Origin of the sequence: Vibrio sp. SCSIO 43009 (assembly GCF_023716525.1) — a bacterium.
Classification (GTDB): Bacteria; Pseudomonadota; Gammaproteobacteria; order Enterobacterales; family Vibrionaceae; genus Vibrio; species Vibrio alginolyticus.
The window spans coordinates 1005502-1031699 of record NZ_CP071843.1 but is presented as its reverse complement, the minus strand read 5'-3'; the positions used below and the strand labels follow the sequence as shown (position 1 = coordinate 1031699).

Sequence of the window (26198 nt, the reverse complement as noted above, 5' to 3'; positions counted from 1 at the left end):
GTCCACTGTTTATGGACAGGCACGTTCTGGCTTACCCATCGCGGCTTGTGCGGTAGCCTTATATTTCAAATGTTTTTCGGCTTTTCGATTCGTTTCAATTAAGCATTAACTTTCGATATAAAATACTGATTATAAATTGATTTTATAAATCCACTTCGGCATCATTCACGGCTTGATTTTAAAGATGAATGTCATCACGGCAAAAAATTAGAACAACTTATAATGCGAGGCTAGGGAACGATGGAACAAATGAAAAATCACTATTTAGAGATACCTGAAGAAAGAAAATTGCGTATTTTTCGTGAAGAAGACGAACGTTTCTACAGCTTTTGGGAAAAAATGCTTGATGAAAAGCAGTCCTTTTATCAACAACCTCTCAAAAGAATGAAAGGCGACGCTTGGTATTCGCTTGATGCATTCTTCACTGCTTCAGAATACGGACAACATCAGGCCTCGCCAGCTTATATAAAAAGAGCACTCGAGTTACTGAATAACGTATACTTACTGGCCAATCATTCAGACCAAGTTGTTGAATTCTCCGTTGGGCACCGACACTTTTCGGAAGTGGGTAACCGTTCTGTTGCAGGAGGAACAATGGATGCATGGTTGGATGAAATCTGTTTAGCGATGGCAGCGAGAGATTGGCGCGGCGTAGAGCTGATGACCATCATGGATGAGTCGTTAGTGCGTTTAAAAGATCCATTCGATGTTGCGCTAGTCGAGTTCGTTAACGGTGTATTTAGCAATTCATCAGCGTTACCTGAGTTATTGCAAACTGTGATGGAGAAATCCTCCCCGCAATACTTAGAATCAACCAGAGTGCCCTATGTACATTCTTTGTTTATTCCATTTGTGAATGTGTTTGTTGCCATTATCGATGGCGATGAGGCGCATTATCAAGAAGCACTGAGAGATGCGTTAGAGGCGCATTACCAGTTCTACATGAATGAAGATGTTCGTTATTCGCCAAAAGGGAATGTTTCTTTGAAACTGATTGGTCTTGCTGCATTGGCATACGATAAGTATGGCTGGACAATTCCAGAAACCGCATATTTGCCGAAATGGCTCGTTTACGGTGAACAGGATCTTTGTTCTAAATAAATCATTAATAGAACACCTTATGTAGTGTCTGCAGCAATGCCGTTCGGCAGCACCTCGAGCAAACATGTTGCACCTTATCCTGCCATTTAGCTGCGAAGAGTTGAAAGAACTCCAACACACGTTTGCCACGGAAAAGGGCATTTGGTTTGGTAACCCGCAAGTCACGGTACATCCAAATCAATCGATTGTTGAATGGTATATTGGTGACTACCTGCTCAATCTTGGTGATGACGAATTAAGGTCGTTTTTCAATCAGTTACTCGGTAAGAAGGCATAAACTTATCAATATGCGAGCTTACTAACACGCCATACGCGACACTTCATGTATTCTTAATTGAAGCGAAGAAGAGGATTTATCAATGTCAAAAAGCTCCAAACTTCACAATGAAGACAAACTGGTTAAGAAGGCACTAGAGATTGGTGGGAAGATGGCGAAGCTACAAGGCTTTGACCTTCCTCAGTCACCACAACCTCTAAGAGTAAAAGCGATTTACCTATTCTTGGTTGATGCCAAACAGATCACCCCATTACCGGAAAGCAAGCTAGACGGCGCAAGCATCAAACACCGACTGGCAGTCTGGATACACAGTGCATTGCCAGACAACGACCCTCTAAAGTAGAAAACCTCATAAGTCATATAGGTCATTAATTAACAAGGCGAGCCAAATGGTTCGCCTTGTTTGATCTTGGCGAGTGCACCGAGGTCTTCTAATGTTTCGTTATCATTGATTTACAAAACAGCATCAAAAGGGCTAAAGATAAAGCCAGAGAAGCGCTACAATGCTCGCGTTGCAAGAGTGCAACCAAGAATACTCATTTACAGAAGCCTTGAAGTAACCATACATGTCTAAAGATTTCGAATTCACTACAGAATACACACTCGACAAGCCATTTTTTGCTGAGTGTTATGATCAAACTAGCCAGCCAGTTAAGTTCCCGCAAGCGTATTTGAAAGGGATCCTCTTTCTAATTTTTGGTGTGGTTTTATTGGAGTTTGAACTGCTACCTAACGGTTACGTCGGTTGGTTCTTTATCGTATTGAGTGTGATTGAAGCGTGCAGCGTTTACTTCAAAAGAACTTGGTGGCTGTGGCGTCAAACCATCAGCTCAAGCCGCGGCAGTAAAGTGGTGTTTGAAGTGAATGCAGATGGCGTGCGCTACAAAAGCGGTAAAGTTGACCGCAGCCTCGCTTGGAATGAAATCGACCAACTCGAACAAACTGATTTGGGCTTTATCCTTCACCTTGGTAAACAACGCCAATACATCAGCAAATCTTGCTTAAACGAAGAAGTGATCGCGTTTATGGTAGAGCAGCACGCGGCATCAAAAGCGAGCTAACCAGCTCATATCAAGCTGGAATGAGCGTTCTAAAAAGTAGGTGATATATGATCGAACATTGTAGCAAGTATATCGTCGATTCTGAATCAATTGGGTTTGATGTAGAAAGCTAATAAGGCTTAGAGGTTTCTCTTTCGGACATACTGCTTCGGTGTCATGCGCGCAATCTGCTTACACTCTCTAGTCATGTGTGCTTGATCGGAAAAACCTTGCTCCAGCGCCAACTCCGATAAAGTAAGATCGGGTTGCGCTCGGAGTTGCTCTAAAGTGTGCTTCACTCGTTTAATGCGTTGGTAATGTTTAGGAGTAATCCCCAACCATTTCTGAAAATTGCGCTCTCTCTGGCGCTGACTGATGGTCCCTGTAGGTTGTTCAATAATGTGGCCGACATACTGCGGTTCATATTCCTCAATCAGTGTTTGAACCCAGCGATATAACGTAGAAATCCTTGCATATGGCGAACGAGCTGTTTGCAGAGACTCAAATGTTGCTAGTGCAGAAGAAGCCAAAGGGTGGTCGTCTTGAATCCGCAATAGCTGTTCTAGACGTTTACCAAATAGTTGATAACCAACAGCAGGATGAAAGCGTACGCCAGTCATCACCGCGCCTGGCGGTAGGCAGACCTGATGTGCCAGAATGCTTATAGGCAGTAGGACAACCCCCGGCGTCTGCCACTCACCATCTATTTGTACTTCATTCTGTAAAATGAATACCACACCTGTACCAGCATCACTGAGTAATTGTTTACGTACGGTTTGCGTCGTATCAGGTTTGACGGATGCTGACCAAATGGCTTGAACATAGCCAGCTAAAGCCTTTTGAGGTTTTAAAATATCAAATTCTAAGTTCAAATGAATCATCCTATTTAACCTCAACTTAAATGAGAAAGTGATACACATGTACTTTTCATCCTATTAAGTTGAGGTATAAGCAGTGGCTTACAAGTAAGAACCGTCAAATAGAATTATCGAGGTTTATAGACTCCAACCTTTGGCTTAAATGCCTTAACTATTCGGTTCCAACTATTGATCGCGTTGATCGCAATTGTTAGGTTGACCATAGCTTCTTCTCCAAAGGTATTCAAGGTCAGCTGATAGCTATCATCATCTACTGGTAGGCCAGCAGTTAGTAATTCAGCCCAACCTAGTGCAACGTGTTCTGCATCGCTGTAGAATGGCATATCTTTCCATGCACTAAGCCCCCATATGCGTTCCGGCTTTTCACCTAACTTAAGCGCATCTTTACTATGCATGTCGATACAAAATGCACATTGATTGATTTGCGATATGCGTAACTTAACCAGTTCCCATATGATCATGTTCATGGTTTCTGATTGGCTAAATTGTTCATGGAAGTAAGCTTCCTGAGCGTATAGGATTTCTATTGCTTTTGGCGCTACTTCAATATAGTTGAGTCGTTTTTTCATGGTCATTCTCCTCTGTTTTTTACATAGTAAAAAACGCTCTTAGCAAAAGATTGAAGATTTTCGACATGCACTCAATAAAGTTAGATAAAAGAGTGAACGACGAAAGCGAAAAGTGTACCTATTGGAAACCAAGAAAACTTATGCCAATTAACAAAGTATTGCTCTAAATAATGCGACTTAAGGTTGGCGTCTATTTTTACTCCACCACCTTCCGTAAACGAGCAAAAGGTGCTGAGTTACCTATATACACGCCAGCCGCAACGATAAAGACGCCTAAAACATTTTCCCATTGAGCCTGCTCACCAGAAATGAACGAAATCAGTAGAGTGAATACCGGCATAATATTAAATAATGGAGACATTTTATCTGGACCAAGAACGATAGCACCTTTCATCCAAAAGTAATAAGCGATCAAAGTGCCAAACAGGCTCATGTACGCTATTAGTGATAGGTCTTTAAATGTTATGGCATTTAAGCTACGGCTAAAGTCGCCGTGGTACATCGCTATAGCGACCATTTGAATGGCACCAATACTTAACACCCAACGTAACTGCTGAGTTACTGGGATATGAGATGTTAAACGCTTCGCTAGAATTGTGTATAAACACCCACTAATTAAAGCAAATAACATGTATAGATCACCAATATTACTATTGCTGCTAATAGAATGAATATTTCCCCCTGTAATGACGATTACCACTCCACAAAAACTGATTAGTGCACCTAAAATAGTTTTAACCGAAATGGAAGTTTTGAGAATAAAGCCCGACAACAAGATAGTGACAAGTGGTAGATTTGCCTGAACAACCGCTGCGTTAACTGGGGTAGTAAAGCTCATTGCAGAGAAAATAGAGAAGTTTTGGATAGTTACACCCACGGTTGCTATAACAAACAACGACAACATACTTTTTCGTGTGAGTTTGGCTCCATATGGAGAGCGTTTAGTTCCTCTTATCAGTAAGAGTATTAAAGCTGCAACGGAAAATCGTAACGTCGCTGAATCCAAAGGAGAGACATCGCTATTAATAGCCTTTATTACGTTAAAGTTACTAGACCAAAAAAAGATAGCGACAACAACACCGCACCAAATTGATAAATGCTTAGACATAGATCTTCCTGATAAAAATTAACTTGACGCGATAATGCTATATATTTCATATTTGATTTTTAATAGCCAAATTTAAGAGGGTTAATCCCAAATATGGAACGTCACTCTTTGGATGACCTTTTGTTATTCGTTTCTGTTGCTCGCTATCAAAGCCTAACACAAGCATCTGAGCGTCTTAATGTCCCGTTAGCCACGCTAAGCCGGAAGTTAAAAAGGCTGGAAATAAACTTAAATTGCAGACTATTTAATCGCAGTGCACACCACTTTGCGTTAACAACTGATGGCGAAAAATATTATCAACTCTGTGAGCCGTTACTTCTTAGCTTAAATAATGTGACATCGAGAATTGCGACTGAGCGTCAGTCTTTAAGCGGAACGATCAAAATATCAGCGCCAATTAACATGACACAGATGTGGTTAAAGCGGTGCGTTTATGAATTTGCAGAGCAACATCCGAAGATATGTATCGATTTAGATGTACAGAATGAAAAAATCAATCTTGTATCTAACCGTGTCGATGTTAGTTTTCGTCTTGGTGATCTTATTGAACAAGACTGGATTGCTCAGAAATTATGGTCGATTCCATTTGCGCTTTGTGCATCACGAAGCTATTTAGAACAACACCAACCGATTACCCATCCAGAACAACTTGTTCATCATCGCCTAATTACGGTAAACAACGACAGCCAATGGAAATTAGTTAATCAAATCACCAATGAAACATTTGATCATCCGCTAAAGTTTCAATTCACTTCAAATGATGTACTGCTAGTTAGAGACGCCGTCATCCATGGTTTAGGAATTGCGTGGATTCCAACCTATTACTTTCATGAGCTAAATCATGATCAACATAACCTGCTGCCTTTGTTGCCAGAATGGCAATGCTCGGGTAAAGAAGTATTCATTATGTATCGAGACCGCGATAAAAGGCCTGCAAGAGTTGATGCATTTATTGAACATGTCTTAAATTGGAAAAATCGCATTCAAATGTTTGCTTGAAAGAGGTTTATCACATTGTGCTGTGCCGGTAACCTCAAGTGAAGCTTCATGACTCTGCTTCAATTGAGTTCATTTATTTAACCTCTAAAAGAATCATGAATACATAGGCAGTTAATGGGATTCGAGTTTACAAGTGATTCGGTCAGCTAAAACTCAAGCTAAGTAGAAAGTATTTGCAGTTGTATTTGCCTCTGAAAATCGTTTAGAGCTTTCTCATCCGCGAGGTTCTATAAGAAATTATTAAGGATATATTTGTGTGTGATTTCGTGAAAAAAATTATTGTAGGTTTACTTTTCAGTGCTTCGTCTTTTGCTTCCTTAAGTCAATATGTTCCAGCAATGAATGATAAGAACGGTTATGTAGAACCATTTCAGATGTTTGATAATGTCTATTATGTAGGAGACAAGTGGGTCTCATCATATGCCATTGCTACAGACGACGGACTTGTTATCATTGATACGCTTGACTTCCCTTACTCTAAGTGGATACCTATCAACCTAGAGAAGCTAGGGCTAAAAGATAAGCCAATAACGCACATATTGGTAACTCATGGGCATTCTGACCACGTTGGGGGCGCCCAGTTACTTCAAGAGAAGTATGGTTCCAAAGTCGTGATGACCAAAAGCGCTCATGAACTATCTATACAGCAATCAAACAAAAGCGAAGGTGAGAACAAGTTCCTTCCTCCAAATTTAGACATAGAGATAAAAAGCGATAGCTCTATGGCTATTGGTGGACATGAGTTTAAGTTCTATCTCACACCTGGCCACACGGAAGGTGATTATTCCTTAGACTTCACTGTTGAAGATAATGGCGAACAATATCGTGCTTTTATCGTTGGTGGGCATAGCGTAAGTAGCAATGATCCAGAAGTTATTGGCCAGTTCCTGACTAGCATGGAGAAAATTAGAAAAATTTCACTACAGGCACCTATTGTGAACGTTAACCTTTCGAACCATCCACATAAAAATTTCCTTTTTGAAAATAGGAAGAAGCTCGGTACAAGCGGTAACCCGTTTATCAGTGAGGCAAACTTCTTCATGTTCCTTAAGCAACAAGAAGATTTAGCTAAGGGAAAACTAGAAGAACTATAATACCGTGGTATACGAGCAGCCTTCGTTATTAGGTTAGAGATTTGCTCTTGAGTTATAGCTAAGGCTTTGATGAGTTGCTCAATCAAGATTCGACACTTGTGGTAGCTATATTGTTTGTAGGTTCTAGTGGCAAAGGCGCTGTGCGTAAACATTCGTATTGTGTGCCTTAAACCTTTGCAAGGCGTTACGTGCTTTCTAGAAAAGTCTCAAAATAGCGTACAATTAGCGTTTTGACACAGCGGAAATCATCATGGCCAAAACTGTTCAGCAGCAAATCGGAAACATTGCTCTAGTCGTTGAAAATTACGACGATGCTATCGAATTCTATACTCAAAAACTTCAATTCACTCTGGTTGAAGATACCAACCTAGGTGGTGGTAAACGCTGGGTTCAAGTTTCTCCTCCAAACTCCAATGGTACAAACCTACTTTTAGCTCAAGCGAGTACACCGGAGCAAACGCATGCAGTAGGAAATCAAACAGGTGGTCGTGTTTTCCTGTTTCTGCAAACTAATGATTTTTGGCGTGACTACGAGTTGATGAAGAAAAATGGTGTTGTATTTAATGAAGAGCCTCGTGTAGAAGAATACGGGACAGTGGTGGTGTTCCAAGATCTCTATGGTAATAAATGGGACTTACTGCAACTGAACTAGAAACTACATAGCACCTGCATAGCATAGTGTTCATGAGGAGTTTCCAACAAGCCTTTAAGGCTCTGAGATATTAGTGCTAATTCAAAGGTTCTCAGAAGTTACTGTATTTCTAAATCACTTTTGTGCAAACAATAACTAGCCATCATTCCTTCTCGATGTATCAACAAGTGTTAGGGCGGCACACCAAAAACAAAGGCGAACCAATCGGTTCGCCTTTGTTTATTTAGATTCTACAAAAATTAATCTTCGTAGTTATCGATGCTTGGGCATGAACAGATTAGGTTACGGTCGCCGTATACGTTATCTACGCGGTTTACCGTTGGCCAGTACTTCCAAGATTTGGTCGCTTTAGACGGGAAGCAGCCAATCTCGCGAGAGTAAGGGCGGTCCCAATCTTCAGCTGAAAGATCAACTTGAGTGTGTGGCGCGTTAACAAGTGGGTTGTTATCCAGTGGCCATTCACCGTTTTTCACTTTCTCCATTTCTTCGCGGATAGCGATCATCGCATCACAGAAGCGGTCCAGCTCTTCTAGATCTTCCGATTCCGTTGGCTCAACCATTAGCGTGCCCGCTACAGGGAACGACATAGTTGGTGCGTGGAAACCGTAGTCCATTAGACGCTTCGCGATGTCTTCTTCGCTGATACCTGTTTCTTCTTTCAGCGGACGAATGTCGATAATACATTCGTGCGCTACGCGGCCATTTTTGCCACGGTAAAGAACAGGGTAGTGTTGGCGAAGTGTTTCCATCACGTAGTTTGCGTTCAGAATAGCTACTTTTGTAGCATCTGTTAGGCCAGCTTCGCCCATCATTGCGATGTAAGCCCAAGAGATAGGTAGGATAGAAGCGCTACCCATATCTGCTGCTGATACTGCGAAATCTGCGCCTTCTACACCGTCTTCAATATGCCCTGGTAGGAAAGGAGCTAGGTGAGATTTCACACCGATAGGACCCATACCCGGACCGCCACCACCGTGCGGGATGCAGAAGGTTTTGTGTAGGTTTAGGTGAGAAACGTCTGAACCGATGAAGCCTGGTGATGTTAGACCAACCTGCGCGTTCATGTTAGCGCCGTCTAGGTAAACCTGACCACCAGCGGCATGAACCATTTCACACACTTCTTTCACTTTCTCTTCGTAAACGCCGTGCGTAGAAGGGTAAGTGATCATAATGCTTGATAGGTTGTCTTTGTGTTTCTCGATTTTCGCTGCTAGGTCGTCGATGTCGATGTTGCCTTCTTCATCACACTTAACCACAACCACTTTCATTGACACCATAGATGCTGTCGCAGGGTTAGTACCGTGCGCAGAGCTTGGGATCAAACATACGTTGCGGTGACCTTCGCCACGGCTTTCGTGGTAGCGTTGAATCGCGATAAGACCAGCGTACTCACCCGATGCACCAGAGTTTGGTTGTAGTGAGAATGCGTCATAGCCAGTGATTTCACATAGCTTTTCTTTAAGATCTTTTGCGAGTGCTGCGTAACCAGCTGCTTGTTCTGCTGGTGCGAACGGGTGGATCGAACCAAACTCAGGCCAAGTTACTGGAATCATCTCTGCTGCTGCGTTCAGCTTCATCGTACAGCTGCCCAGTGGGATCATGCCGTGCGTGAGTGAGAAGTCTTTGTTCTCTAGCTGTTTTAGGTAACGCATCATCTGTGTTTCGCTGTGGTGCGTGTTAAACACAGGGTGTGTTAGATATTCTGTTGTGCGGCGCAATGCTTCTGGAATGGCTGCAAACTCGTTGCCTGCGATTTCAGTTGATAGTGCTGCGACTTCTTCTTTCACACCGAATACTGCGAATAGGGCTTCTACATCTGCCACGGTTGTGGTTTCGTCGAAGCTCACACCTAGCTGAGTACCCAACTTACGTAGGTTGATGTCTGCGGCTAGTGCTTTCGCGTATAGGTCTTCAGTTTGTGCACCTGTGTTGATAGTGATGGTGTCGAAGAAGCTGTTGTGAGCAAGCTCGAAGCCGCCTTTAGTTAGGCCAGCGGCTAGGATGGCTGTCATGTGGTGCGTACGACGAGCAATCGTGCGTAGACCTTCTGCGCCGTGGTAAACCGCGTAGAAAGACGCCATGTTCGCTAGCAGTGCTTGAGCAGTACAGATGTTTGAAGTCGCTTTTTCACGACGGATGTGCTGTTCACGCGTTTGCATTGCCATACGCAGTGCTTGGTTACCGTTGGTATCGATAGAAACACCGATAACACGCCCAGGCATTGTACGCTTGTGCTTATCACGAGTTGCCATGAAAGCAGCGTGTGGACCGCCGTAACCCATCGGCACGCCAAAACGTTGTGCTGAACCGATTGCTACGTCTGCGCCCATTTCACCTGCAGGTTTAAGCAGGGTAGAAGCAAGAAGGTCCGTTGCTACAGTCACTAGTGTTTTGTTTGCTTGCGCTTTAGCGATGATGTCCGTTAGGTCACGAACTTCACCTGTTGTACTTGGGTATTGAACTAGTGCGCCGAACACGTCTTGCTCTGGTAGTGATTCTAAAGAACCAACCAAGACTTCAAAGCCGATGAATTTCGCACGAGTTTTTACCACTTCGATGGTTTGTGGGTGAACGTCGTCAGCAACGAAGAATACGTTGCTCTTGCTTTTACCCGCACGCTTACAAAGTGTCATCGCTTCTGCTGCTGCCGTTGCTTCATCAAGCAATGACGCGTTCGCGATTTCCATACCAGTAAGATCCATCACCATTTGTTGGTAGTTTAGAAGTGCTTCTAAACGACCTTGTGAGATCTCTGGTTGGTAAGGGGTGTAAGCAGTGTACCAGCCCGGGTTTTCCATCACGTTGCGTAGAATCACGTTCGGCGTGAAGGTGTTGTAGTAACCCTGACCAATGAATGTACGTTTAACTTGGTTCTGATCGGCGAACTTACGCATGGCTGCCAGCATGTCTGCTTCGCTTTTCGCTTCAGCCAAGCTCATTGGTTGCTCTAGGCGAATTTGTGCTGGTACGGTTTCGTCGATAAGCGAATCTAGGCTAACTGCGTTGATCGCTTCCAACATTTTCTGTTGGTCAGATTTGTTTGGTCCATTGTGGCGAGCAACGAACTCGTTTTGTGTGCTGAGGCTTTGAAGTAATTCAGTCATTGTCCTTTACCTACTCCTTGGTTCGGGTAACGGATTTGCGTTACTGATAAATTAAATTATACGTCCGAACCTAGAAAAAAAGCTGTTCTCTAAACAGGCTAGGGAACAGCTTTCGTCACATCCTAATTACTCTTCTTCGATAGAGTTTAGGTATTCGTCTGCGTCTTTCAGGTTATCTAGTTCAGATACATCAGACATCTTCACTTTTACGATCCAGCCACCTTCGTACGGCTCTTCGTTAATTAGCTCTGGGCTGTCTTCTAGTTCTTCATTGATTTCTACGATTTCACCAGTGATTGGTGCGTAGATGTCTGACGCTGCTTTTACAGATTCAACGAGAGAGAAGCTTTCACCTGCTTCAACTTCGTCTTCTACGTCTGGTAGGTCAACGAATACCACGTCACCTAGCATTTCTTGTGCATGCTCAGAAATACCAATTGTTACTGTGCCGTCACCGTTGTCACGTACCCACTCGTGGCTATCTGCAAACTTCAGTGTTTTGTCCATTGCTTAATCTCCGAATAACTTGTCAGGAATTATTATGATTTCAAAAAAATCGTTTACTGGTATAGAGGAAAGCGACTGCAAAGTTCTTTTACTTCTTTGCGAACGCGTTTTTCAACTTCTGCGTCACCTTCAGGGTTGTTCACTAAACCGTCCAGTACGTCACCAATCCAATTACCGATGAGTTTGAATTCTTCAGCGCCAAAGCCGCGGCTTGTACCCGCAGGCGTTCCTAAACGGATGCCCGATGTAATCATAGGCTTCTCTGTATCGAATGGGATGCCATTTTTGTTACATGTGATCCGAGCACGCTCTAGAGCTTCTTCTGCTTTATTGCCTTTCAACCCTTTCGGACGAAGGTCAACCAGCATTAGGTGCGTGTCTGTGCCACCAGTTACGATGTCGCAACCGCGAGTTTGCAATACTTCCGCTAGGACTTTTGCGTTATTGATCACCGAATCAATATAAGTTTTAAATTCAGGGCCAAGCGCTTCACCAAATGCGACCGCTTTGGCTGCGATAACGTGCATCAGTGGGCCACCTTGTAGGCCAGGGAATACGGCTGAGTTGATTTTCTTAATGATGTCTTCGTGGTTAGTAAGAATCATACCGCCGCGAGGGCCACGCAATGTTTTGTGTGTTGTAGTCGTAACAACGTGTGCGTGTGGCAGTGGGCTAGGGTGTGCGCCTGTTGCGATAAGACCAGCGATGTGCGCCATGTCGACCATAAGAATTGCATTTACTTCGTCTGCGATTTCACGGAATTTTGCAAAGTCGATAGTACGTGGAATAGCGCTACCACCTGCGATGATCATTTTAGGTTGGTGCTCAAGTGCAAGCTCACGAACATCTTCGTAGTTAATTTCTAGTGTTTCGCGATCAACACCGTATTGAACTGCATTAAACCATTTACCAGAAAGTGCAGGGCGTGCGCCGTGCGTCAGGTGACCACCTGCGTCTAAAGACATACCAAGAATGGTGTCACCAGGTTGAAGCAGTGCCAGTTTTACTGCGCCGTTTGCTTGCGCGCCTGAGTGTGGTTGAACGTTTGCGTATTCACAATTAAAAAGTTTTTTTGCGCGTTCGATAGCAATGGCTTCCACTGTATCTACGTGCTCACAACCACCATAGTAACGGCGACCTGGGTAACCTTCAGCGTATTTGTTTGTTAGGCATGTGCCTTGAGCTTGCATTACCGCTTTAGAAACAATGTTCTCAGAAGCGATAAGTTCGATTTGTTCGTTTTGGCGAGCGGATTCCGCTTGAATTCCAGCAAAGACAGCATCATCTGTCGCAGAGAGGTTGGTAGAGAAAAAGTTTTCCAAGCTGTGGTTAGGGTAACTCTTATTCATGGTAGTTGACCTTCCAAATCTGAAAATGAACCCGCAATAGATGAGTTATGATTTGCGGTTGTGGTTCATTTGTCCTCAAAAACAGCTGAACTGCGTAGCAGAACAGAGTGAACATCCGGCCCTAAATTTGGGCAAAAACTCCGTTGGATTGCGTGTTTCCTTTACCAATCTCTTACGGAAATATGCATCTCTACATCTAACAAGTTGGTAACATAGCGCCTGTGACGGGAACAATCAACCAAAAATTTCCTATAGGAAACAAGATTTCAAAATTTGTTAACAAGAGCACGCTTTAATTCACTTGGTGGACTTCTATCCACTATGTGCTTCATGCACAATGCGAGTAAGACAAAAAATATGGATATCTATAGAGGGATTTATGGCAGAAAGTATTTACGATGAATACCCATCGATGACGTTGGCAAAAGAGCAACATGACCAAAATATCGAGCCGTTAAAACTGGGCCAGCGTATTAAGGATATCCGCTCGAAACTCGGTATCACATTAGAAGAGGCCAGTCAGCGAACCGGGCTTGCTCGATCTACACTGAGCAAAATAGAAAATGAGCAGATCTCCCCGACGTTTCAAGCGATGCAAAAATTGGCACTTGGCTTACAAATTGACATGCCACAACTCTTTGAGCCACCTAGAAAAAAGGTAGCGACAGGGCGTAGGGATGTTACCAAGAAGAATGAAGGTAAACCACACCCAACACAAACTTATGAACATGAACTGCTCGCGACACAACTTTCCAATAAGAAAATGATGCCGTTTAAGAGCCAAATTCGAGCTCGTAGTTTTGATGAATATAAAGACTGGGTTCGTCATGATGGCGAAGAATTTCTGCTTATCTTATCTGGTGAGGTCATGTTCTATTCTGAGTTTTACGAACCTGTTGTTTTAAGCGAGGGAGACAGCGTTTATTACGATGCAAATATGGGACATATGTTGACCAGTGTTAGCGAGGAAGATGCGCTCATTTTGTGGGTGACAGCCAAATAGTGATAAATACTTGTAAATTTCCTATAGTGAAAGCAAACGATTGCTGTTGGTGGTCGTTATGATGAAAAGGCGCTTTTTTGATGAGAACTTGCTCATTAAAGCGCTTTTTTTGTACGATTTGTTGTGATTAAAATGTTAAGAGTCACACTTTTGCAAGTCGATCTACGTCTTGTTCGTGCAAAATAGAATGAGCCATGTTTATTATTGGAAACACATCGAATGCCGACAGCATTCTCGGGTCTATCTAAATGGAGACGAAAATGACTCAAGAACTACTGAAAACACCACTACACGCACTTCACGTTGAAGTTGGTGCCAAAATGGTCCCGTTCGCGGGTTACGATATGCCTGTTCAGTATCCTCTAGGCGTAAAGAAGGAACACTTACATACTCGTGATGCGGCAGGTCTGTTTGATGTTTCTCACATGGGACAGCTTCGCCTAATTGGTGACGGTGCAGCTGCGTTCCTAGAAACATTAGTCCCAGTGGATATTGTGGATCTTGAGTCTGGTAAACAGCGTTACGCTTTTTTCACTAATGAAGAGGGCGGCATCATGGACGACTTGATGGTGGCTAACCTAGGTGATCATCTGTTTGTGGTTGTGAACGCAGCATGTAAAGTGCAAGATATCGCACACCTACAAGCGCATTTACCATCTGGTGTTGAGCTAGAAACTATCGAAGACCGAGCTCTACTTGCAATCCAAGGCCCTAAAGCGGCGGCTGTATTGGCGCGTTTTGAACCAGAAGTTTCTGAAATGCTGTTCATGGATATTCGTAAAGTCGATATTTTAGGCGCCGAGTGCATTGTTTCTCGTAGTGGTTATACAGGCGAAGACGGTTACGAAATTTCGGTTCCTGCTGACAAAGCGGAAGAGCTAGCACGGAAACTGACTGCGGAAGATGAAGTTGAATGGATTGGCCTTGGTGCTCGTGATTCGCTTCGTCTTGAGTGTGGCCTTTGTCTATACGGTCATGACCTAGACACAACAACAACACCTGTTGAAGCGAGCTTGCTATGGGGTATCCAAAAAGTTCGTCGTATTGGTGGCGAACGTGAAGGTGGTTTCCCTGGCGCAGACATTATTCTTAAGCAGATTGAGACTAAAGATGTGGCGCGTAAGCGTGTGGGTCTAGTAGGTCAAACCAAAGCGCCAGTGCGTGAAGGTGTTGAACTGTTTGATGCTGACGGCGTTAAAATTGGCGTTGTAACCAGTGGTACGGCGGGCCCGAATGCAGGTAAGCCAGTCTCAATGGGGTATGTTCGTGCGGATTTGGCGGCGATTGGTACTGAAGTGTTCGCTGAAGTGCGTGGCAAAATGCTACCAATGACAGTTGAAAAAATGCCGTTCGTACCACAACGCTACTACCGTGGTTAAAACGAATTGAAACAAAAATGCCGAGCTTTGTAGCTCGGCATTTTTATGTCTTCTTTTCGCTTGTTTGCTTTTAGTTTACTGCTTCATCAATAGTACAGCACATATCAATAACGATATCTTCAAGCTTTTCCGGATGAATCATCTCTTCTTTTGGGATCCCAAATTGAGAGGCCATAATGGTATTAAACAATTCCCAATGCTTGATCAGCAGTTTTTCGCGATTATCTGCAATATCCGGCCATGTTTCTTGCATCATTGGCGCGAGACTGACAGCACCATGTGCGAAGATCAACATTTGCCACTTTGATTCCCACTGATCAAATTGTGCATTAGGGTTTTCGCTGTTGTACTGCTCGAAAATTCCGGTAAATATTGCAGCGAACTCATCTTTTGACTTTAAGAAATACTGCAGTAGAGCACCGTCATCGCCTTGTCGAATGGCATCGGCGATCATCTGTACTGGATGAGGATTGACGAGAGCAAATGCTAGCATGCGAACCATAAACAGATAAATTTTTCTATTCGAAGGTGTGTTCTCCGGCATTTCATTGATGAGTTCAGCCATATAGCACTGCATGAACTCGTCCATTGCATCGCTAACCGCTTGCCAGATTTTCTCTTTGCTGCCGAAGTGGTGACGGATCAAACTATGTGAAACACCAGCCTTTTCACTGATATTGCGCAGCGAGACACGCTCGTAACCAAGTTCACAAAACATATCTGCTGCCACTTTAAGGATCAGACACTTAGTTTGTTCTGCTGCTTCAGCACTTCTACGCCCCTGCTTTCTTTCATTCATAGTTCGAATTTTCCCGAATATTAATCACGCGCTTACTTTTACCAGAAACCGAACGCTTTGACTAATTAATTTGCTATCCACCTGGAAAATATGTTGATCAATTTCAAATTGTGCTTATACTGCACGGCTGTGTAATATATAAAACCTACGGAGAAAGCGGGTGCGAAAACAATATTTAAGGCGCACTTTAGTTGGCGCAGTGGTGACATTAAGTCTTTCTGGGATGCTAACTGGGTGTAATAAAGCCATTTCTGAGCCGTCTGAACCTTTAATCAAACCTGTAAAATTACTGGCGGTGAAAGACCTAGAACTTGAAGACTCGCACGCCTTTTTAGCGCGTATTGATGCAACACATCGCGCGCAGCTTTCTTTTCAGGTTGGTGGAGAGGTAGATGAATTACGTGTACGCATGGGTCAAAAGGTCCAAAAAGGTGAAGTGCTCGCAACGTTAGACCCTAAAGATCTTCAGCTTGCGTTAGATGCCGCTCAAGCGCAGTACGCGTTAGCGAAAACACAATGGGACCGCGCGAAAAACCTTTACGGAAAAAAACTCATTAGTACTGATGAGTACGATCAGAAAGAAACTCAATATAAAGCGGCATTGGCGAACTACGAACAAGCTAAAACCGATTTGAGCTATACCAAAATTCATGCACCGTTTGATGGCATTGTGTCATATACCTATGTCAACCCGTTTCAGGTAGTAGCAGAGAAGCAGGAGATCTTGAATCTCATTGATAACACGACGTTGGATGTGTCGTTCACCTTGCCAGTAAGTTATGCGGAATCTGTATCACTTGAGTCACTGCAAAACTCCGATATGTGGGTGACGATGGATAGCGAGCCAAGAAAACGTATTCCTGGGCAATTTAAAGAAATTTCGACGCAGCCAAACATCGATACCAATAGTTATGAGGCGATCGTGACCATCACTCGACCAGAAGATCGCAATTTGCTGACAGGTATGACAGGGCAGGTACACATTGCTAAACAACATGTATCGGACGCGATGACGTTACCTCAGTCTGCTTGGGTCAACAAAAATGGGACGCAAGGTGAAGTTTGGGTAATGGACAGAAGCACGCAGCAGGTCAATAAAGTCACTGTGTCACTTGACGCAGCAGGTGGTGTGAAAGCCGGGCTTGATAACAATGATTACGTTGTTATTGCTGGTGTTGAGAGACTGGTTGAAGGACAAGTGGTGAAAGCTTGGGTTCGTGAGGGAGGCATTTAATGAAACGTTCTCTACTTACGATCTCTGCGATTGCACTTGCAGTTTTAACAGGGTGCAAAAATGAAAACCAAGCTATCGTCGAGCAGTCACTTTTTGTGTCGACTATCTCGGTGGATGCACCAGTACAAAGTCAACATCGCGCGTTCAAAGGCATAGTAGTGCCTGCAGAGCAAACGCCAATGGCATTTCGCCGCGCTGGGGAAGTTCAGCACGTATTGGTTAAAGCGGGTGACGTTGTGAAGCAGGGGCAAATGATCGCAAAGCTAGATGATAGCAAAGAGAAGCAAGCCGTGAATGACGCAGAAGCACAATACACACTTGCAATTCGTCAGCTTAAACGCGGTGAAGACTTGCATGCACGTCAAATGATTTCAAAAGCGGAACTTGATGAGCTAACCGCCAATAAAGAGCTAGCTGAGGCTACTTTCTATAACGCGACCAATCAATTGAATTACACCCGTTTATTCGCCCCGTTCGCCGGTAAAGTATCTGATGTTTTCAAAGAACGTTTTGAGCGTGTGGCAATTGGTGAACCCGTGTTAAATCTATACCAAAACGATTTGGTTTACGTGCGTATTGAGCTTTCCGACAATGTTTTAGCGATGGTAGACCCAAACTCAGACAGCATGAGCTACAAGCCTAGAGCAACCTTCTCCGGCATCGATGGCAGATTTGCTTTGGACTATTTAGAGCACACAAGTGAACCCAACGCTGAAACTCAAACCTACGAAATGTACTTGACGATGCCACAGCCAAAAACAGAGATATTGCCGGGAACCAGCGTAAGCGTTTTGGTCGATATGGTGAAGGCGGGCATTACCTCTATTGATGGTTACAGTGTTCCTGTCACGGCGCTTCAAGCAGGCAGTGAAGGGAATGAGTTCTTTGTGTGGAAAAAAGAAGGTGACATTGTCACACGAGTGCCTGTCATGATTTCTCAAGTGAATGGCAATGGAGCCATTGTGTCGTCAGGTGTTAGCCAGGGCGATATTCTGATTAATTCAAATCTGCGTAAATTACGCGAAGGTAAACATGTGGATGTTGTGGAGAATAACCAATAATGAACATTGCTGAGTATTCAATAAAAAACAAAGTCATCAGCTGGTTGTTCATTATTATCCTTGCTGTTGGTGGTTTAACGTCATTTTTGGAGCTTGGACGATTAGAAGACCCGGCATTTACGATCAAAGATGCCATGATCATCTCAACATACCCTGGCGCGACGTCAAAAGAAGTTGAAGAAGAGCTGACGTATCCTCTAGAAAAAGAGATTCGAAAACTCCCTTATATCGACAAAATTACCTCTACGTCTTCTAATGGTATGTCTCAAATAACGGTGAGCATGGAAATGGACTATGGTCCTGATGAACTGCCGCAAATTTGGGATGAAATGCGCCGTAAAATTAATGATTTACGACCATCATTGCCTCAAGGTGTTCAGTCTTTACAGATCATTGATGATTTCGGTGACGTTTATGGCGTGATGTTAATGCTCACTGGTGACGATTACGACTATGTAGAGCTGAAACGTTATGCGGATTACCTGACCCGTGAAATCGAGCTTGTTGATGGTGTTGGTAAGGTAGACATCACGGGCGATCAGCAAGAAATGCTATTCGTTGAGATCTCACTTGATCGCCTTGCTGCACTGAACTTAGACATGAATGTGGTTTCGAGCTTGTTGAACCAGCAAAACAATGTGGTTTCAGCAGGTGAAGTGATGGTCAATGGCGAAAGCCTTGTTATTCGCCCAAGCGGCACCTTAAACACTGTAGAAGCACTAGAAAATCTGATCATTCATGGCCGTGACACAGGAAATCTAATTCGTCTAAAAGACGTAGCAACGATTTCTCGCGGTATTCAAGAGAAGCCAAGCAACGTCGTACTCTTTAACGGTCAAAAAGCGATTAATATCGGTATCTCGTTTGCATCGGGTGTGAACGTGGTTGAGGTTGGTGAACGTTTGGATGCGGAGCTCGCGAGCCTTGAGTCTATCAAGCCTGCTGGCATCGATATGAACTACTTTTACAACCAAGCCAATGAGGTGGATGAATCTGTTAAAGCGTTTGTAATTAGTCTAGCGGAGGCAGTGGCGATCGTAATCATTGTGTTGCTGTTTACTATGGGTTTACGCAGTGGTGTCATCATTGGAGTTGTGTTGTTATTGACGGTATTTGGTACCTTCATTTTGATGAATTACAACAACATCGAACTGCATCGTATTTCTCTTGGCGCGTTAATTATTGCCTTAGGTATGCTGGTTGATAACGCGATTGTTGTCGTGGAAGGCATATTGGTTGGCCTAAAGAAAGGGCGTACCAAAGTTCAAGCGGCTGTCGATATTGTAAAGCAAACACAATGGCCTTTGCTGGGCGCAACTGTTATTGCAATTACGGCTTTTGCACCTATCGGTTTGTCGCAAGATGCGACAGGTGAGTTCATGGGCTCTCTATTCTGGGTGCTGTGTTTCTCACTATTTTTAAGCTGGATTACCGCTATTACACTGACGCCTTTCCTTGCCGATCTTTTGTTGAAAGAGGAAAACAAAGAGCAGGGTACTAGCGAAGATGATCCTTATAAAGGCTGGTTGTTTGTCGTATTTGGGGCATCACTGAAATTTGCATTGCGATTCCGCTGGCTTACCGTTGCTGGCATGGTGGCGCTATTAGTGGGTGCTGTCGTGGCATTTGGTAATGTAAAACAGCAGTTCTTCCCACCATCGAATACGCCGATGTTCTACGTGGATATGTGGATGCCAGAGGGTACTGACATCCGTGAAACGATTAAAAAAGCTGAAGAGGTCGAAAGCTACATTCGTCAGCAAGATGATATTGACTTTGTTTCTGCTTCGATTGGGCAGGGCCTACAGCGTTTTGCTTTAACCTATCAACCAGAAAAAAGTTACGAAGCGTACGCGCAGTTCCAAGTTCGCGCGACTGATCGTGAGAAAATGTTTGGTTTACTGCATAAGTTAGATGAGAATCTGGCGAAAACATTTGATGCGCCTACGTTCCAGTTTAAATTGATGGAATTTGGTCCATCACCAGCGTCTAAGATCGAAGCGCGTATTACTGGCCCTGATCCACAAGTTTTACGTGACTTGGCGGTGCAAGTTGAAGACATCCTTCATACCGATCCTGGTGCCCGAAACATTCGTCACGATTGGCGAGAGCGCACCAAGGAACTTGTACCCGTTTTCAATGAGTCTAAAGCTCGTCGCTTAGGTATTTCGAAAGAAGATCTTTCAAGCACACTGCAAATGGCGTTTGGTGGTAGCACCTTAGGTTACTTGCGTGATGGTACACATACGTTGCCAATTATGACACGCCTTCCTGAAGAAGAACGCGTAGATTTTGAATCACTACAAAACGTGACCATTTGGAGTCCTTCGTTGCAAACTTATATTCCGGTTGATCAAGTGATTGATGGCGTTCAACTGGATTGGAGTGAGCCGCTAATTCAGCGTCGTGACCGTAAGCGTACGTTAACCGTTCTCGCGGACCATGATGTGTTGAGTGACGACACGGCAGCAAGCTTATTTGCTCGTGTACAGCCTAAAGTGATGGCATTGCATGTTCCAGAAGGGTACGAAATCACATGGGGTGGTGAGTACGAATCATCCAAAGATGCACAAGAAGGCCTATTCGGTTCATTGCCGATGGGTTACTTGTTGATGTTCATCATTACTATTTTACTGTTTAACTCAATCAAAAAGCCGTTGGTCATTTGGTTCACCGTTCCGTTAGCGATCATTGGCGTTGCTTTTGGTTTGCTTACCACGAACATGCCGTTCAGTTTTACAGCATTCCTTGGTTTGTTAAGCCTAAGTGGCATGATTTTGAAAAACGGTATTGTGTTGCTTGACCAAATTAACCTTGAGTTGGAGTCAGGTAAAGATCCTTACCTCGCGATTGTCGATAGTGCGATAAGCCGCGTTCGTCCGGTAAGTATGGCTGCGCTAACAACTATCTTGGGGATGATTCCACTGGTCTTCGACGCCTTCTTTGGCTCGATGGCAATAACGATTATGGCAGGTCTTGGTTTTGCTACTGTACTGACACTGATAGTGGTGCCAGTGATGTTTGCAATTCTGTTTAGGGTAAAACCGACCACTGCATAGGGACTCCTGGCTATTTGCCAGCTTCCTGCCTAGCCCTGAAGGTTTTCTTCGGGGCTTTTTTGATCTTACTAATATATACCAAACCATTCATTTGCTTGATTTTAATGATTTTCTTACGATTACAATGCAAATCATGCGTATACTGATGTAACGACACATCAAAGATTGAGATTACATGAATAAGCGCATATTAAACGGACTCTTCTTCGTTGGTTCTTTCACCTTGGTTGGCTGCACCGCGACGGATAGCATGCCGACAGAAACCAAACAACCTGCCCCTAAAATCAACAGTGTTAGTGCTGAAGTCATTTCCAGTTGGATTGATAGTAAGGTTTTAGCCCCTGAAGGGTTGTCGCTCGAGCAAGACAATCTACGTTATCTATCGGGTAGCGCCGACCTAAACAGCGACGGAAAGACAGAACACATAGTGTTGCTTCAAGATCGCTATTTCTGTGGTAGTGGTGGCTGCTCTGCATATATGTTTGATAATGAGGGAAACGTTATTAATCGAATGTCGGTAACTCGCACGCCTATTGTACTAGCCAACAGTTACAGTAATGGTTGGCAGGACTTTATCGTTTGGAGTAATGGCTCATATCGACTCATGAGTTACAACGGTGAGTCTTATCCAAGTAACCCGTCACTAGAGCCAAAGGTGGATCGAGACGCTAACCAGCAGGCGGCAATCGCAAATGTAATGGCGACAGAGCTTTATCAGCAAGACGGCTATGACATTCTGCCCGCAGAATCAAAAACCTTGTGGACGCCAGCTAACGTTTACCACTTTACCTTCAAGCACTACGGTGACCCGCATAGCGCTTATCAAGCAACGGTGGATATGAGCAGTGGGGAAGTAGACATTGTAGCCGTTCCGGCTGTGGAATAAAAAACACCTCCCTTAACCGGAATTAAAGGGAGGTGTTAAATGCCAAATTCGAGGGTGGCATTGTTAACCGGAGTCGCTCTAATTAAGCTGCGACTTCTTGTTTCGCTTCTGCTTTGCTTTTTAAGAATGCGTAAGTAAATCCAGTTACCGCTGTACCTGCTGCAATAGCCACTAAATACATTAATACTGGTGAAATTGCGTTAGGAATTAGCAGCGCGAATAGACCGCCGTGTGGGGCCATTAATTTCGCACCGAATAGCATCGATAGGGCACCAGTAAGTGCGCCACCTGCCATACAAGATGGAATCACGCGCATTGGATCTTTCGCAGCAAATGGAATTGCGCCTTCAGAGATGAAACAAAGGCCCAAGACAAATGATGCTTTACCTGCCTCACGTTCATTTTGTTCAAATTTGTTCTTCGCAATGAAGGTCGCTAAACCCATACCTAGCGCAGGAACCATACCTGCGGCCATGATTGCCGCCATTGGCGCGTAAGTTTGTGAAGCCAAAAGGCCAACACCAAATGCGTAAGCGGCTTTGTTTACCGGGCCTCCTAGGTCGAAACACATCATTGCGCCAAGGATAATACCCAGTAGTACTGCACTGTCAGATCCCATGTTGTTTAGGAAGTCAGTCAGGCCGTTCATGATGCCTGAAACTGGGCCGCCTACGATGTAGATCATCACAAGACCAGTGAACAATGTTGCTACAAATGGAATGATCAGAATCGGTTTAAGCGCCTCCATCGATTGTGGCAGTTTCACCTTATCTGCGAGGAGTTTCGCTGCGTAACCGGCAATGAAGCCAGCTGCGATACCACCTAGGAAACCAGCACCCGTTGAACTTGCTAGCATACCACCAACAAGACCAGGAGCCAGACCAGGACGGTCAGCGATTGAAAACGCAATATAGCCAGCAAGTACAGGAATCATCAATGCGAATGCAGAGCCACCACCAATGTTCATCAAGGCTGCTGCTAGTGTGCCTTCTTCTTTAAATGCTTCAATACCAAACACGAACGATAGGGCGATGATCAAACCACCAGCGACAACCACAGGCAGCATGTGCGATACCCCTGTCATCAAGTGTTTGTAAGCGCCTTTCTTCTCGTCTGCTGCCGAAGCAGAATTTGCAGAACCTGAATGTTGGTAAATCGTGGCTTGCTCGAATGCTTTGTCCATCTCTTCGGCTGTTTTTTTCAGAGCTGGGCCTGTTTTCGTGCGGTACATCTTTTTTCCGTTAAAGCGATCAAGTGGCACTTCAATATCCGCAGCAATGATCACCAGATCGGCATCTGCAATTTCTTGCTCAGTCAGTTGGTTTTTAGCGCCAACTGAACCACGAGTTTCCACCTTGATTTGATGGCCACGACGCTTGCCTTCTTCTTCTAAAGCTTCTGCCGCCATAAAGGTATGCGCAACGCCAGTAGGGCATGCCGTGATTGCAACAATCTTCTTTGATGCTGATGTTGTATCTGTAGTGATAGGGGCTGCAAGTGTGGTTGCTTTTTCAAGTAAAGTGGCGTTTTCAACCGCTTGCTGGAGAAACGCAGTTGCGTCTTTTGCTACTTCGCTAATTTCCGCTTGGTAAACCTTTTTTCCTACAAAACGTGAAGTGTCGACGCTAGTATTTGCCGCAATGACAATGACTTCTGCTTGTTCAACGTCAGCTTCCGTCAATAGTGTTGGTTCAACCACACTTGATTGACATTCTATTTTGGCATTCCAGTTTAATTTTGCGGCGGCTTGTTCTAGTAATCCTGCCGCAAGGATGCTATTTGCTACACCGCTCGGACAGGCAGTAATAATGGCAATATTCATACGATAACCTTCTGTTCCTTAGTTTTGTTCTAAGTTTGTAATAGGGTAAAGCGCGCTAACTTCAGTTTGTCGCTTGATATTTTCCAGTTCTTCCTGACTGGTTAGCCCTACGCCAACTTGACTAACTGCCAAAGCAGAAAGTGCCGTAGCGAAGCGCAATAAATCGTTTTTAGGCATCAGTTGCATGTGGCCCCAACACAAGCCAGCGACCAGCGTATCGCCTGCGCCAACGGTGCTCACGACATGCATTCGAGGCGGTTTTGCACTAAGCCATTCGCCTTGGTTGAGCCACATAACACCGTCAGGTCCCATAGAAACCACGATGTTTTCTATGCCTTTGTCGCTCAGTGTTTGCGCTGCAGCTTGGCACTGTTCAGGTGTTGCTAGATGTTCGCCAACAAAATCACCAAGTTCTTCATCGTTAGGTTTAATTAACCATGGGTGAGCATCAATACCTGACTTCAATGCGGCTTTGCTACTGTCGAACAACACCTTTTTGCCTTGTTGATGCAGTGCTTCTATCCATGCAGCGCATTGCTCTGCAGTAACACCGCCCGGTAGGCTGCCTGCCAATACAAAGTAATCGTGTGTTTCAGCAAGGCGGAATAGGGTTTCTTCAAAGCGCGCGATTTCTTCTGCCGTAACTTGAACACCAGGGAAGTTAATGTCACTAACGTTTCCATTAGCCTCAACGAGCTTGACGTTGATACGAGTTGCACCTTGTACTTCTACAAACTCATTCTTAACGCCGATGTCATTGAAAAGCTGATGGAATAGCTCAGGGTTATCTTTACCAAGAAAGCCGGTAACCGTGACATCTGCGCCTAAATCGCTCAACACTTTTGCTACGTTGACACCTTTACCTGCAGCGTGGAGATTGCTTTGCTGTACTAAGCTCACGGAACCAACGTTTAGTTCATTTACTGAACCTGTTAAATCCAATGCCGGGTTGAGCGTAATAGTGACAACCTTATTTGTTTTGTTTGTCATATCGGATCCTTAACCTTCACCAAGGCCAGAAGCGATTGCATTTCCGATAGACTCCAAGGCTTGCGGGGCATCAGGGCCTTCTGCTGTAAATTGAAGTTGGTGACCGTGCTTAACGCCCAGCGCGATAACTTTCATTAGGCTCTTCGCGTTTACTGCTTTTCCATCTCCGTCTAGGTTGGCAACACGTATAGTGGATTCAAACTTTTTCGCTTCTGCGACTAACATTGCCCCCGGACGAGCATGTAGGCCGTGAGAGTTTTTGATTTTAAATACAGCGGTATTGCCTTCTTCTGAAGATGCGGCTGTGACTTCTTCACCTTTGAACAAAGCAAGAATCTGTTCTACTGATGCATCTAAAAGCTTGCCGTGTTCATTGTTAAACACAATATTAGAAAGCGTTTTTAGGATAGGTTGGTGAGCATTGTTACATGCTGCGAACGCGAAAAGTGCACGCACTTTTTGACCTTCATATTCGCAGTCGTTTGCCGTCGAGACAAATGACACACCTGTGCGAGTGACATGTTTGTCACTGCCAATTAACCACAGGCCATTACCTAAGTGAGTTGGTTGTTTGGTAACGAGATCTGCAACGAATTCGTTATCAGCACATCCCGTATTTTTCAACAGACCACCAGCAACAGCACTCATCTGTAGCATGTCGCTCGCAGGGAACATCAGTTGAATTAAAGAAGCGTCAAAGTCTGCTTCAAGCTGAACATCACCGTGCAGTAGGGCGATGATTTCGTCTTCATTTTTTGCATTACGCAGACGTTCTTCTACGCCATCTGCGCCTAGCACTTTGGTGAGCTGTTTAAGAATGCCAAGGTGCTCATCAGATTTAGCTGCGATACCGATAGCGACGAACACAGTATTGCCATCACCCCAGTCGACACCTTGTGGGAAGTGGTGCACAGCAACACCCGTTGTTTTCACCATTGCACGAGTGTCGGTTGTACCGTGCGGTATGGCAATACCGTTCCCCAAAAACGTAGAGTTTTGGTTTTCACGGTTTAGCATGCCTTCAACGTAACCTTGCTCAACTAGGCCTTTATCAGTCAGGCTATGAGCAATACTCTTTATTGCTTCAAACTTATCTGTCGCTGATTGCGAGAGGGTAATGTCGTTCTTATTTAGCTTAAGCATGGTGCTTCTCCAGCCTTAAGGTATCAATTTAAAAATGTATTCTGTGTGAGAAGTTGAACGCCGCTTCTTCTGAGCGCTTATCACTCCTCAAACCTTTTATATTTCAAGCTAAATCGATTCAGCTTGTTGGTAAATTTTTTAAAA

At 44.2% G+C, this 26198-nt stretch carries 22 protein-coding genes and 1 pseudogene; 13 read left to right on the top strand and 10 right to left on the bottom strand.

Annotated features, from left to right (window positions below; genetic code table 11):
- The first annotated feature begins 240 nt into the window (after positions 1–240).
- From J4N43_RS20230 to J4N43_RS20215, 4 genes and pseudogenes are all read left to right on the top strand, one after another.
- Complete coding sequence (locus J4N43_RS20230) at positions 241–1101, top strand: immunity 49 family protein (protein ID WP_252094173.1); 861 nt, start codon at positions 241–243, stop codon at positions 1099–1101.
- A gap of 52 nt (positions 1102–1153) precedes the next feature.
- Positions 1154–1378, top strand: a pseudogene (locus tag J4N43_RS20225) (Low-specificity L-threonine aldolase); the annotation flags it as partial.
- 82 nt (positions 1379–1460) lie between these two features.
- Positions 1461–1721 (top strand): DUF5062 family protein, encoded by a 261-nt coding sequence (locus tag J4N43_RS20220; RefSeq protein ID WP_005376453.1) that lies wholly within the window; start codon positions 1461–1463, stop codon positions 1719–1721.
- 223 nt (positions 1722–1944) lie between these two features.
- Positions 1945–2439 (top strand): YcxB family protein, encoded by a 495-nt coding sequence (locus J4N43_RS20215; protein WP_005388773.1) that lies wholly within the window; start codon positions 1945–1947, stop codon positions 2437–2439.
- A 119-nt stretch (positions 2440–2558) separates the two neighbouring features.
- On the opposite strand, the gene J4N43_RS20210 is transcribed toward J4N43_RS20215, so the two are convergent.
- The 3 genes from J4N43_RS20210 to J4N43_RS20200 all read right to left on the bottom strand — a co-directional run bounded on the left by J4N43_RS20210 (position 2559) and on the right by J4N43_RS20200 (position 4973).
- Positions 2559–3299 carry a helix-turn-helix domain-containing protein gene (locus J4N43_RS20210; RefSeq protein WP_196363361.1) on the bottom strand — a complete coding sequence of 247 codons (741 nt, stop codon included), beginning with the start codon at positions 3297–3299 and terminating at the stop codon, positions 2559–2561.
- A gap of 104 nt (positions 3300–3403) precedes the next feature.
- A complete protein-coding gene (locus J4N43_RS20205) occupies positions 3404–3865 on the bottom strand; it encodes a carboxymuconolactone decarboxylase family protein (RefSeq protein WP_047104117.1) in 462 nt (153 codons plus the stop codon).
- Between the two features lie 196 nt (positions 3866–4061).
- Complete coding sequence (locus J4N43_RS20200) at positions 4062–4973, bottom strand: DMT family transporter (protein ID WP_047104114.1); 912 nt, start codon at positions 4971–4973, stop codon at positions 4062–4064.
- Between the two features lie 93 nt (positions 4974–5066).
- On the opposite strand from J4N43_RS20200, the gene J4N43_RS20195 reads away from it, so the two are divergent.
- The 3 genes from J4N43_RS20195 (at position 5067) to J4N43_RS20185 (ending at position 7718) form a co-directional block, all read left to right on the top strand.
- Complete coding sequence (locus J4N43_RS20195) at positions 5067–5972, top strand: LysR family transcriptional regulator (RefSeq protein WP_033906526.1); 906 nt, start codon at positions 5067–5069, stop codon at positions 5970–5972.
- A gap of 266 nt (positions 5973–6238) precedes the next feature.
- Positions 6239–7066: an MBL fold metallo-hydrolase gene (locus J4N43_RS20190; RefSeq protein WP_171053570.1), complete on the top strand. Its 828-nt coding sequence runs from the start codon at positions 6239–6241 to the stop codon at positions 7064–7066.
- 250 nt (positions 7067–7316) lie between these two features.
- Positions 7317–7718, top strand: a complete 402-nt coding sequence (locus J4N43_RS20185) for a VOC family protein (RefSeq protein WP_005388788.1) — start codon at positions 7317–7319, stop codon at positions 7716–7718.
- 239 nt (positions 7719–7957) lie between these two features.
- On the opposite strand, the gene gcvP is transcribed toward J4N43_RS20185, so the two are convergent.
- From gcvP to J4N43_RS20170, 3 genes are all read right to left on the bottom strand, one after another.
- Positions 7958–10822 (bottom strand): aminomethyl-transferring glycine dehydrogenase, encoded by a 2865-nt coding sequence (gene gcvP / locus J4N43_RS20180; RefSeq protein WP_017820968.1) that lies wholly within the window; start codon positions 10820–10822, stop codon positions 7958–7960.
- A 126-nt stretch (positions 10823–10948) separates the two neighbouring features.
- Positions 10949–11329 carry a glycine cleavage system protein GcvH gene (gene gcvH / locus J4N43_RS20175; RefSeq protein ID WP_005376432.1) on the bottom strand — a complete coding sequence of 127 codons (381 nt, stop codon included), beginning with the start codon at positions 11327–11329 and terminating at the stop codon, positions 10949–10951.
- 53 nt (positions 11330–11382) lie between these two features.
- The gene (locus J4N43_RS20170; protein ID WP_158173486.1) at positions 11383–12678 is read right to left on the bottom strand and encodes a serine hydroxymethyltransferase; all 1296 of its coding nucleotides are present in this window, start codon (positions 12676–12678) and stop codon (positions 11383–11385) included.
- A gap of 379 nt (positions 12679–13057) precedes the next feature.
- Between J4N43_RS20170 and J4N43_RS20165 the strand changes: the two genes are divergently transcribed.
- Both J4N43_RS20165 and gcvT read left to right on the top strand, forming a co-directional pair.
- Positions 13058–13681 carry a helix-turn-helix domain-containing protein gene (locus J4N43_RS20165; RefSeq protein ID WP_005376429.1) on the top strand — a complete coding sequence of 208 codons (624 nt, stop codon included), beginning with the start codon at positions 13058–13060 and terminating at the stop codon, positions 13679–13681.
- A gap of 260 nt (positions 13682–13941) precedes the next feature.
- On the top strand, positions 13942–15060 hold the full coding sequence (gene gcvT, locus J4N43_RS20160; protein WP_053349135.1) for a glycine cleavage system aminomethyltransferase GcvT: 1119 nt from the start codon (positions 13942–13944) through the stop codon (positions 15058–15060).
- Positions 15061–15130: 70 nt separating this feature from the next.
- On the opposite strand, the gene vdeR is transcribed toward gcvT, so the two are convergent.
- The gene (gene vdeR, locus J4N43_RS20155; RefSeq protein WP_005376423.1) at positions 15131–15859 is read right to left on the bottom strand and encodes an efflux transporter transcriptional repressor VdeR; all 729 of its coding nucleotides are present in this window, start codon (positions 15857–15859) and stop codon (positions 15131–15133) included.
- A gap of 160 nt (positions 15860–16019) precedes the next feature.
- Between vdeR and J4N43_RS20150 the strand changes: the two genes are divergently transcribed.
- From J4N43_RS20150 to J4N43_RS20135, 4 genes are all read left to right on the top strand, one after another.
- Positions 16020–17093, top strand: a complete 1074-nt coding sequence (locus J4N43_RS20150) for an efflux RND transporter periplasmic adaptor subunit (RefSeq protein WP_053349134.1) — start codon at positions 16020–16022, stop codon at positions 17091–17093.
- On the top strand, positions 17093–18154 hold the full coding sequence (locus tag J4N43_RS20145; protein WP_062730998.1) for an efflux RND transporter periplasmic adaptor subunit: 1062 nt from the start codon (positions 17093–17095) through the stop codon (positions 18152–18154). The genes J4N43_RS20150 and J4N43_RS20145 overlap by 1 nt, the downstream gene beginning before the upstream one ends.
- Positions 18154–21213 (top strand): efflux RND transporter permease subunit, encoded by a 3060-nt coding sequence (locus J4N43_RS20140; protein ID WP_053349132.1) that lies wholly within the window; start codon positions 18154–18156, stop codon positions 21211–21213. Before J4N43_RS20145 ends, J4N43_RS20140 begins: the two co-directional genes overlap by 1 nt.
- Before the next feature lie 175 nt (positions 21214–21388).
- Entirely contained in the window at positions 21389–22099 is a 711-nt protein-coding gene (locus tag J4N43_RS20135; RefSeq protein WP_062730997.1) for a COG3650 family protein, read from the top strand.
- A gap of 82 nt (positions 22100–22181) precedes the next feature.
- Here J4N43_RS20135 and fruA read toward each other — a convergent pair whose 3' ends face one another.
- The 3 genes from fruA to fruB are packed head-to-tail and all read right to left on the bottom strand — an operon-like array spanning position 22182 to position 26054.
- The gene (fruA, locus tag J4N43_RS20130) at positions 22182–23921 is read right to left on the bottom strand and encodes a PTS fructose transporter subunit IIBC (protein ID WP_062730996.1); all 1740 of its coding nucleotides are present in this window, start codon (positions 23919–23921) and stop codon (positions 22182–22184) included.
- Positions 23922–23939: 18 nt separating this feature from the next.
- Positions 23940–24911, bottom strand: coding sequence for a 1-phosphofructokinase (gene pfkB, locus J4N43_RS20125; RefSeq protein WP_042520798.1), 972 nt, complete (start codon positions 24909–24911; stop codon positions 23940–23942).
- A 9-nt stretch (positions 24912–24920) separates the two neighbouring features.
- The gene (fruB, locus tag J4N43_RS20120; RefSeq protein ID WP_042520800.1) at positions 24921–26054 is read right to left on the bottom strand and encodes a fused PTS fructose transporter subunit IIA/HPr protein; all 1134 of its coding nucleotides are present in this window, start codon (positions 26052–26054) and stop codon (positions 24921–24923) included.
- Between the last annotated feature and the right edge of the window lie 144 nt (positions 26055–26198).